The organism is Micromonospora sp. B9E7 (assembly GCF_039871815.1).
GTDB lineage: Bacteria > Actinomycetota > Actinomycetes > Mycobacteriales > Micromonosporaceae > Micromonospora.
On the sequence record NZ_JBDPLX010000008.1, the window covers coordinates 300,990 to 310,914 of the forward strand.

The window sequence follows — 9,925 nt, forward strand, 5'->3', positions numbered from 1 at the left end:
GCGTAGCCTGGGAACCGTCCAGTCCGCGCTCCCTAACCGGGCGCGAGGGACACACCGCGTGCCACACAAACCCGCGTGAAAGAGGCGATTACCGGCCGTGTCGACCCAGCAGACTTCGCAGGAGAACCCACTAGCGGGTTTCGGCCCGAATGAGTGGATCGTCGAGGAGATGTACCAGCGGTACCTCGCCGACCCAACGAGCGTCGATTCGGCCTGGCACGACTTCTTCGCCGACTACCGACCGGCGCCCGGAGCGGCCACCCCGCGTGGGGCCGAGTCGTCGGACAAGCCAGCCGCCGCTCCTGAGCCGGACGGCCAGCCGGAGGCTGCCGCGAAGGTCAGCCAGCCGAGCACCACGGCGAAGCCGGCGAGCGCGCCGACCGCCGTGAAGCCGGCCACCGCCCAGTCGGCACCGGCCAAGCCCGCCGCCGCCCCGGCCGCGCCCAAGGCCGCGCCGGAGAAGGCCGCCCCGGCCAAGCCGGCCGCCAAGGCCGCCGCGCCGACCGCGGACGGTCCGCAGACCACGCCGCTGCGTGGCGTCGCCGCGAAGATCGTCCAGAACATGGACGCCTCGCTGAGCGTGCCCACCGCGACCAGCGTCCGCGCGGTCCCGGCCAAGCTGCTCGTCGACAACCGCATCGTGATCAACAACCACCTCGCCCGGGGGCGCGGTGGCAAGGTGAGCTTCACCCACCTGGTCGGTTACGCGATGGTCCGGGCGCTGGTCCAGCACCCGGAGATGAACAACTCCTTCGCCGAGGCCAACGGCAAGCCGGCGGTGGTCCGCCCGGCACACGTCAACCTCGGCATCGCGATCGACCTGGCCAAGCCGGACGGCAGCCGCAACCTGGTGGTCCCCTCCATCAAGGGCTGCGAGCAGATGGACTTCCGGCAGTTCTGGCAGGCGTACGAGGACGTGGTCCGGCGGGCGCGGCGCAACGAGCTGACCATGGAGGACTATTCCGGCACCACGATCTCGCTGACCAACCCGGGCGGCATCGGCACCGTGCACTCGATGCCGCGGCTGATGCAGGGGCAGAGCGCGATCATCGGCGTCGGCGCGATGGAATACCCGGCCCCCTACCAGGGCATGTCCGAGGCCACCCTGGCCGAGCTGGCCGTCAGCAAGATCATCACGCTGACCAGCACGTACGACCACCGGATCATCCAGGGCGCGCAGTCCGGCGAGTTCCTCAAGGTGATGCACGAGCTGATCCTGGGCGAGCACGGCTTCTACGACCAGATCTTCACCGCGCTGCGCATCCCGTACGAGCCGGTGCGCTGGATGCGCGACGTGGCGGTCAGCTCCGAGGGTCAGATCAACAAGACCGCCCGGGTGCACGAGCTGATCCACGCGTACCGGGTGCGCGGTCACCTGATGGCCGACACCGACCCGCTCGAGTTCAAGATCCGCAAGCACCCCGACCTGGACGTCCTCCAGCACGGGCTGACCCTGTGGGACCTGGACCGGGAGTTCCCGGTCAACGGCTTCGCCGGCCGGCAGCGGATGAAGCTGCGCGAGATCCTCGGGGTGCTGCGCGACTCGTACTGCCGCCGGGTCGGCATCGAGTACATGCACATCCAGGACCCGGAGGAGCGGCGCTGGGTCCAGGAGCGCATCGAGCGCAAGTACGAGAAGCCGTCGGCCGACGAGCAGAAGCACGTGCTCAACCGGCTCAACGCCGCCGAGGCGTTCGAGACCTTCCTGCAGACCAAGTACGTCGGCCAGAAGCGCTTCTCGCTGGAGGGTGGCGAGTCGCTGATCCCGCTGCTCGGTGAGGTCCTGGAGTCCTCCGCCGAGAACGGCCTGGACGAGGTCGTCATCGGCATGGCCCACCGGGGCCGGCTCAACGTGCTGGCCAACATCGTCGGCAAGCCGTACGAGAAGATCTTCTCGGAGTTCGAGGGCCACCTGGACCCGCGCTCGACGCAGGGCTCCGGTGACGTGAAGTACCACCTGGGTCAGAACGGCAAGTTCACCACCCCCGACGGCGAGCACGCGGTCAAGGTGTCGGTGGTGGCCAACCCGTCGCACCTGGAGGCCGTCGACCCGGTGCTGGAGGGCATCGTCCGGGCCAAGCAGGACCGGATCGACCTCAAGCTGGAGGGCTACACCGTGCTGCCGCTGGCAGTGCACGGTGACGCCGCGTTCGCCGGGCAGGGTGTGGTCGCCGAGACGCTCAACCTGTCCCAGCTGCGCGGTTACCGCACCGGCGGCACCGTGCACGTGGTGGTCAACAACCAGGTCGGCTTCACCACCGCCCCGGAATACAGCCGGTCCAGCCTCTACAGCACCGACGTGGCCCGGATGATCCAGGCGCCGATCTTCCACGTCAACGGCGACGACCCCGAGGCCGTGGTCCGGGTGGCCCGGCTGGCGTTCGAATACCGGCAGACGTTCAACAAGGACGTCGTGATCGACATGGTCTGCTACCGCCGGCGCGGGCACAACGAGGGCGACGACCCGTCGATGTCCAACCCCCAGATGTACAAGATCATTGACTCGAAGCGCTCGGTCCGCAAGCTCTACACCGAGGAGCTGATCGGTCGCGGCGACATCACCGTGGAGGACGCGGAAGAGCTGCTGCGTGACTACCAGGCGCAGCTGGAGAAGGTCTTCAAGGCCACCCGGGACGCCGCCTCTGCGCCGCGCCAGCTCAACCGGCCGCGCCGCGAGGAGGAGCCGGAGCCGCAGGTCGACACCGCCACCGACGCGTCCGTGGTGAAGGCCATCGGCGAGGCGCACATCAACCTGCCCGAGGGCTTCACCCCGCACAAGCGGATCCAGCAGTTGCTCGACCGGCGGGCCAAGATGTCCGTCGAGGGCAACATCGACTGGGGCTTCGGCGAGATCATCGCGCTCGGGTCGCTGCTGCACGACGGGGTCACCGTCCGGCTCGCCGGTCAGGACTCGCGCCGTGGCACGTTCGTCCAGCGGCACGCCTCGGTGGTCGACTCCCGCACCGGCGACGACTACCTGCCGCTCAAGTCACTCACCGGCGACGGCGAGCGCTCCCGGTTCTTCATTCACGACTCGCTGCTCAGCGAGTACGCGGCGATGGGCTTCGAGTACGGCTACTCGGTCGAGAACATCAACGCCCTCGTCGCCTGGGAGGCCCAGTTCGGCGACTTCGTCAACGGCGCCCAGTCGGTGATCGACGAGTTCATCTCGTCGGGTGAGGTGAAGTGGGGCCAGCGCTCCGCGGTCACCCTGCTGCTGCCACACGGCCACGAGGGTCAGGGCCCGGACCACACCTCCGGCCGGCCGGAGCGGTTCCTGCAGATGTGCGCCGAGGACAACATGCGGGTGTCCATCCCGACCACCCCGGCGAACTACTTCCACCTGCTGCGCCGCCAGGCCCTGTCGCCCAAGCGCAAGCCGCTGGTGGTGTTCACGCCGAAGTCGCTGCTGCGGCACAAGCTCTGCGTCTCCTCGGTGGAGGACTTCACCACCGGCACCTTCCAGCCGGTGCTGCGCGACACGGCCGCTCCGGCGCCGGAGGCGGTGAAGCGGGTGCTGCTCTGCTCCGGCAAGGTCTACTACGACCTGTTCCAGGCCCGGCAGGAGCGCGGCGTCACCGACACGGCGATCCTCCGGATCGAGCAGCTGTACCCGCTGCCGGTGGAGGAGATTCGGGCTGCCCTGGCGCAGTACCCGAACGCGGAGGACTTCGCCTGGGTGCAGGAGGAGCCGGCCAACCAGGGTGCCTGGTCGTTCGTCGCGCTCAACCTGCTGGAGCACCTGACCGACGTGCGCCTGCGGCGGATCTCCCGCCCGGCCGCGGCCGCCCCGGCGGTCGGCTCGGCCAAGACCCACGAGGTCGAGCAGACCGCGCTGATCGAGGCGGCTCTCCCCCGCCCGTGACCTGACCGCACCACGCGAGCCGGGGCAGGGCCGTTTCCCACGGTCCTGCCCCGGCTCGCGTCGGTCCATCCGCCCGGCCACCCGCCGGGCCGAGCACGAGGACGTACGCCGTGTACTTCACCGACCGTGGCATCGAGGAACTGGTCGAGCGCCGGGGCGACGAGCAGGTGACCCTGGAGTGGTTGGGCGAGCGCCTGCGCGACTTCGTCGACCTCAACCCCGACTTCGAGACCCCCATCGAACGCCTGGCCACGTACCTGGCCCGCCTGGACGACCCCGACGACGACGACGCCTGACCCCACCGCCACCCCGTTGACGCCGGTGACCAAGAGGTTTGCGTCACGTCCGGCCCCGATCATGACGCAAACCTCTTGATCACCAAGGCGGGGAGGGGCGAAGGGCCCGGGTTTGGGGGTTCGCGATCTTCTAGGGTGGGGGCTGTGGCTCGAAGTGTGTATCTGACGAGCGTGGGGTCCGGTGGGGGGAAGTCGACTGTCGCCCTCGGTCTGGCGGAGTTGCTGTCTCGCCAGGTGGGGCAGATCGGCGTGTTTCGACCGCTGGTGGCCTCCAGCGGCGCGGATCCGATCCTTGCCCTGCTCAGCGAGCGCTACCGGGTCGAGGTGCCGCTCGCCGAACTGGCCGGGGCCACGTACGCCGAGGCAGCCGCGCTGGTCGCCGACGGCCGGCGTGAGGAGCTGATCTCCGCCGTCGTCGAGCGGTACCGGGCGGTGGAACGGCAGTGCCCGGCGGTCGTCGTGGTGGGCAGCGACTTCGACGACCCAGGCGACCCCGCCCACCCCCGGGAGCTGGCCTTCAACGCCCGGCTGGCCACCGAGTTCGGCAGTGTCGTGGTGCCGGTGGTGGACGGCTTCGGTCAGGAGCCGGCCGCGGTGGCGGCGGCGGTACGCGGGGCGTACCACGATCTGGCCGACCTGGGCGCGACGGTGCTCGCGGTCATCGCCAACCGGGTGACCGAGCCGATGACGCTGCCCGACCTGCCGGTCCCCGCGTACGCCATCCCGGAGGTGCCGAGCGTGTCGGCGCCGACGGTGGCCGAGGTGGCGGCGGCGCTGGGCGCCACCCTGCTGGCCGGGGACGACGCCGCCCTCGGCCGGGACGTGCTGGACTTCGTGGTCGGTGCCGCGCACGTGCCGACCCTGCTGGACCACCTCACCGAAGGCGCCCTGGTGATCACCCCCGGGGACCGGGCCGACCTGCTCGTCGCCGCGAGCGCCGCGCACGTGGCCGGGCAGGTGTCGGTGGCCGGGCTGGTGCTCACCCTCGGCGAGCAGCCCGACCCCCGGGTCATGCGACTGGTGGAGGGCCTGAACACCGGGTTGGCGGTGCTCTCCGTGGGCAGCGACAGCTACGACACGGTGGCCGCGTCCAGCCGGATCGAGGGTCGGCCCAGCGCGGCCAACCCGCGCAAGGTGGAGGCGGCACTGGGCGCGTTCGAGCGCTGCGTGGACACCGACGACCTGGCCCGCCGGTTGCGGGTCAGCCGCTCGGCGCGGGTCACCCCGCTGATGTTCGAGAACGAGTTGATCGACCGGGCCCGTTCGCAACGTCGGCACCTGGTGCTGCCGGAGGGCACCGAGGACCGGATCCTGCGCGCGTCGGAGATCCTGCTGCGGCGTGGAGTGGCCGAGCTGACCCTGCTCGGACGGCCGGACGACGTCGCCCGGCGGACCCGTGAGCTGGGCATCGACCTCGGTGACGCGCACGTGGTCGACCCGGTCACCAGCGGCTGGCGGGACGACTTCGCGGTCGAGTACGCGCGGCTGCGCGCCCACCGGGGCGTCACCGCCGAGTTGGCGCACGACATCGTGGCGCAACCCAACTACTTCGGCACCCTGATGGTGGCCACCGGACGAGCCGACGGAATGGTCTCCGGCGCCACGCACACCACCGCCGCGACCATCCGACCGGCGTTCGAGATCATCCGTACCGTGCCGGAGGTCTCGGTGGCCTCCAGCGTCTTCTTCATGCTGCTCGCGGACCGGGTGCTGGTCTACGGCGACTGCGCGGTCAACCGCGACCCGGACGCCGCGCAGCTCGCCGACATCGCGATCTCGTCGGCCGACACCGCCGCCCGGTTCGGCATCGAACCCCGGGTGGCCATGTTGTCGTACTCCACCGGCAGCTCCGGCGCCGGCGAGGACGTGGAGAAGGTCGCCGCGGCGACCGCCCTGGTCCGGGAGCGCCGGCCCGACCTGCTGGTCGAGGGGCCGATCCAGTACGACGCGGCGATCGACCCGGCGGTGGCGGCGACGAAGCTGCCGGGCAGCCCGGTCGCCGGTCACGCCACGGTCTTCATCTTCCCGGACCTGAACACCGGCAACAACACCTACAAGGCTGTGCAGCGCTCCGCCGGGGCGGTCGCCGTCGGCCCGGTGATGCAGGGCCTGCGGCGGCCGGTGAACGACCTGTCCCGCGGCGCGGGAGTGCCGGACATCGTCAACACGGTGGCCATCACGGCCATCCAGGCGGCCAGTGAGGAGGCGTCATGAGTCGAGTGCTCGTGCTCAACTGCGGGTCGTCGTCGGTCAAGTGGCGTCGCTACGACGGGGAACGGGCGCTCGACCACGGTACCGTCGAGCGGATCGGTGAACCCGGCGGCGGCCCTCCGGACCACGCCAGCGCCGTCCGGCAGATCCTCGACGGGCTGGACCTGACCGGGCTGGCCGCAGTCGGGCACCGGGTGGTGCACGGCGGCCGGACCTTCAGCGCACCGGTGGTGGTCGACGACGCGGTGCTGGCCGCGATCAAGGGCCTGGTGCCGCTCGCCCCGCTGCACAACCCGGCGAACCTGGCCGGCATCGAGGTGGCCCGGGCGGCGCTGCCGGACGTCCCGCAGGTCGCCGTCTTCGACACCGCGTTCCACCACACCCTGCCGGAGGCCGTCGCGACGTACGCGATCGACCGGGACACCGCCGAGCGGTACGACATCCGCCGGTACGGCTTCCACGGCACCTCGCACGCGTACGTGTCCCGCCGCACCGCCGAGTTGCTGGGCCGCCCGTACGACCAGCTCAACATCATCACCCTGCACCTGGGCAACGGGGCCAGTGCCTGCGCGGTGCAGAACGGGCGCAGCGTCGCCACCTCGATGGGCATGTCGCCCCTCGAAGGGCTGGTGATGGGCACCCGCAGCGGCGACATCGATCCCACCGTGATCTTCCACCTGCGCCGGGAGGGCGGGCTGTCGGTCGACGACATCGACGACCTGCTCAACCACCGCAGTGGCCTGCTCGGGCTGACCGGCGCCAACGACATGCGCGAGGTGCTGCAACGCCGGGCGGCCGGCGACCAGGCGGCCACGTTGGCCTTCGACGTGTACTGCCGGCGCATCACCGGCTACGTCGGGGCGTACTACGCGCTGCTCGGCCACGTCGACGCGATCGCGTTCACGGCCGGGGTGGGCGAGCACGCCGCACCGGTGCGGGCCGCCGCGCTGGCCGGCCTGGAACGGCTCGGCATCAGCGTCGACGGCACCCGCAACGACGGCGAGGGCGACCGGGTGATCTCACCCGACGAGGCAGAGGTGAGCGTCTGCGTCATCCGCACCGACGAGGAGCGGGAGATCGCCCGGCAGACCCGGGACGTGGTGGAGGGCGGGTGAACAGGTCAGCCCAACGCTCGGGTCAGCCCAACGCGAACCAGGCGACGACGGCCACCACCAGCACGACGACCACCGCACCGACGATCAGAGGGAGCCGGGACGGGGCCTCCGTCGGCGCTGCGGCCTCCGGCGTCTGGGAGAAGGCACGGAACGCCTCGGTGTTGCCGCTGGGGTCGGTGTAGTTCTCAGCCATGCCGGTGACCCTAGCGAAGCTGGTCACGCCGTACCGCCCCCGGCCCGCGTCGTCCCAAGCTGGACCCGGCCGGCCGACGTGAGCCGACCGGGTGGCGGGTTCGGCCGGGCCGGACGGTGGGGTGGCTACGCCCGCCCGGGCACCTACCGTGGAACGATGGGGGCGGGGCGGCTGATCGCCGTGCTGATGACGGCGTTGTTGGCTGGTTGCGCGTCGGCGACCCCCGAGGCCGATCAGGCCAACGGGCCAGCGTCAGCGCGTCGAGCGCCCGAGGGGTCGTACGCCGTCGGCGTGCGTACGCTCACCCTCGATCCGCGCTCGGCGCGCCCACTGCCGGTGACCATCTGGTATCCGGTGTCGACCGACGGGGTGGCGGCCGGGCGGTTCCCGGTGGTGATCTACAGCCACGGGCTGCACAGCCGACCCGACCTGCACGCCGGGTTGACCACCCGCTGGGCGGCGGCCGGTTTCGTGGTGGCCGCGCCCGCGTACCCGCACACCCGCCAGGGTGCAGCCCAGTTCAGCCGGGCCGACGTCCGCAACCAGCCCGCCGACGCCTGGCGGCTGATTCGGCATCTGGGCCGTCTCGACCGGAGCCACGACGACCCGCTCGCCGGGCACCTGGACCTGACTGCGGTCGCCGCCGCCGGGCACTCGGCGGGTGGCTTCACCACCTCCGGCATGTTCAGCGAGGGGCACCCGGCCCGGTTACGCGCCGGGATCATCATCGCCGGGGGTGGGCTGCCCGGCAGCTTCGCGGGGCTGGCCGCGCCGGTGCTCTTCGTGCACGGCACGGCCGACGCGGTGGTGCCGCTGACGGTCGGCCGGGCGGCGTACCGGCGCACCCGAGGGCCAGCCGCGTTCCTCAGCCTGTTGGGGCAGGACCACGGGGCGTACCTGACGCCGGGCCACCCGGGGTTCGCCCCGGTCGTCGCCACCACCACCGACTTCCTCCGCTGGACCCTCTACGGCGACCGGGCGGCCGGTGCCCGGCTGCCCGCCGTCGCGCGTTCCCCCCTGACCCGCTACGAGTCCCGCCCGGCCCATTGAGACCGCCGGATCCCGACGCCCCGGTGGGCGGCCGGTCCCATCCGCGCACCCGCCGGTACGGCGGCCCAGCTGCGCGAGGCCGGCCCGGCCGACGTTCCCGGCCGAACGGCGGGTGAGCGCACGGGCACACCGTGCCGAACACTGCCGAGTACGCCTGCCGGACAGGGCACAATCGCATTCATGTCGCGTCGTGTCACTTCCGCACTGGTCGCCAGCGCCGTACTCATCGCCGGTCTGGTCGGTTGCTCAGCGGACACCCGTCCTGGTCAGAGTGGGCAGGCCCCGCCGGCCGAGCCGACTACCGCCGCCACGCCGACCCCGCAGGTCCCCGCCGGAGCCGCCCCGAAGAACACCTTCGCGGTCGGCGTACGCCAACTGAAGCTGAACCGGGACGGCCGAGCGCTGCCGACGACGCTGTGGTACCCGGCGGCCGGGCAGTCCGGCGGCGCGGCCACGCAGTCCGCGACGGCCGCGGAGGGCCGGTTCCCGGTGGTGATGTTCAGTCACGGCCTGGGTGGGCGACCGGACGACTACGCCAAGCTGCTGACCCGCTGGGCGGGGGCCGGTTTCGTGGTGGCCGCGCCGACGTTCCCGCACACCTCCAAGGGTGCCGACAACAACGTCCTCGACGTGCTCAACCAACCAGCCGACGTGTCGTACGCCCTGGACCAGGTGTTGGCGCTGGACGGCACGGCCGGCGACTCGCTGCGCGGCCGGTTGGACGGCGAGCGGGTGGCCGCAGCCGGGCACTCGGCGGGCGGGGTGACCACCATCGGGCTCTTCACCGCCGGTCGGGACGAGCGGCTGGACGCGGGTGTGGTGTTCGCCGGCACGGCGCTCGGGGTGGGCACGGCGTTCGCCGGTGCGGCCGCGCCGCAACTGTTCGTGCACGGTGAGCTGGACGAGGTGGTCGAGTACGCGGCGGGCAAGGCCGCGTACGACAAGGTGCCGTGGCCCAAGGCGATGCTGAGCCTGCCCAAGGGCGACCACGGACGGGCGCTTCTCGGCGACAGCGCGACGCTGCGGCTGGTCTCGGACACGTCCGTCGAGTTCCTCCGCTGGTCGCTGTACGGCGACGCGGCGGCCAAGAAGCGCATCTCCACGGACGCCACGCGCGGCGACATCGCCACCTTCGACGACCACCTCTGACCACCCGACGCCCCCGCCCCCCCCCCCCCCCCCCCCCCCCCCCCCC

The 9,925-nt window shown here is 71.7% G+C and carries 7 protein-coding genes; 6 read left to right on the forward strand and 1 reads right to left on the reverse strand.

The features are described from left to right. Positions 1-97 precede the first annotated feature (97 nt). From ABGB10_RS16465 to ABGB10_RS16480, 4 genes are all read left to right on the forward strand, one after another. Positions 98-3,865 carry a multifunctional oxoglutarate decarboxylase/oxoglutarate dehydrogenase thiamine pyrophosphate-binding subunit/dihydrolipoyllysine-residue succinyltransferase subunit gene (locus ABGB10_RS16465; RefSeq protein ID WP_347661697.1) on the forward strand — a complete coding sequence of 1,256 codons (3,768 nt, stop codon included), beginning with the start codon at positions 98-100 and terminating at the stop codon, positions 3,863-3,865. Positions 3,866-3,975: 110 nt separating this feature from the next. Next, positions 3,976-4,161 (forward strand): DUF6104 family protein, encoded by a 186-nt coding sequence (locus tag ABGB10_RS16470; RefSeq protein WP_088987811.1) that lies wholly within the window; start codon positions 3,976-3,978, stop codon positions 4,159-4,161. A 135-nt stretch (positions 4,162-4,296) separates the two neighbouring features. Further along, a complete protein-coding gene (gene pta, locus ABGB10_RS16475) occupies positions 4,297-6,375 on the forward strand; it encodes a phosphate acetyltransferase (RefSeq protein ID WP_347661698.1) in 2,079 nt (692 codons plus the stop codon). Beyond that, positions 6,372-7,487, forward strand: a complete 1,116-nt coding sequence (locus tag ABGB10_RS16480; protein ID WP_347661699.1) for an acetate kinase — start codon at positions 6,372-6,374, stop codon at positions 7,485-7,487. The genes pta and ABGB10_RS16480 overlap by 4 nt, the downstream gene beginning before the upstream one ends. Positions 7,488-7,509: 22 nt before the next feature. Here the strand turns inward: ABGB10_RS16480 and ABGB10_RS16485 are convergent, their stop codons facing one another. Continuing rightward, positions 7,510-7,680 (reverse strand): hypothetical protein, encoded by a 171-nt coding sequence (locus tag ABGB10_RS16485; RefSeq protein WP_347661700.1) that lies wholly within the window; start codon positions 7,678-7,680, stop codon positions 7,510-7,512. Between the two features lie 156 nt (positions 7,681-7,836). Between ABGB10_RS16485 and ABGB10_RS16490 the strand changes: the two genes are divergently transcribed. Continuing rightward, a complete protein-coding gene (locus tag ABGB10_RS16490; protein ID WP_347661701.1) occupies positions 7,837-8,730 on the forward strand; it encodes an alpha/beta hydrolase in 894 nt (297 codons plus the stop codon). Between the two features lie 180 nt (positions 8,731-8,910). Continuing rightward, positions 8,911-9,879, forward strand: coding sequence for a chlorophyllase (locus ABGB10_RS16495; RefSeq protein ID WP_347661702.1), 969 nt, complete (start codon positions 8,911-8,913; stop codon positions 9,877-9,879). The last annotated feature ends 46 nt before the right edge of the window (positions 9,880-9,925 follow it).

Bases quoted from the DNA above. Each gene is read 5' to 3' on its own strand.
- ABGB10_RS16480 (WP_347661699.1), top strand. From the start codon at position 6,372: ATGAGTCGAGTGCTCGTGCTCAACTGCGGGTCGTCGTCGGTCAAGTGG.
- ABGB10_RS16485 (WP_347661700.1), bottom strand. From the start codon at position 7,680: ATGGCTGAGAACTACACCGACCCCAGCGGCAACACCGAGGCGTTCCGT.
- ABGB10_RS16490 (WP_347661701.1), top strand. From the start codon at position 7,837: ATGGGGGCGGGGCGGCTGATCGCCGTGCTGATGACGGCGTTGTTGGCT.
- ABGB10_RS16495 (WP_347661702.1), top strand. From the start codon at position 8,911: ATGTCGCGTCGTGTCACTTCCGCACTGGTCGCCAGCGCCGTACTCATC.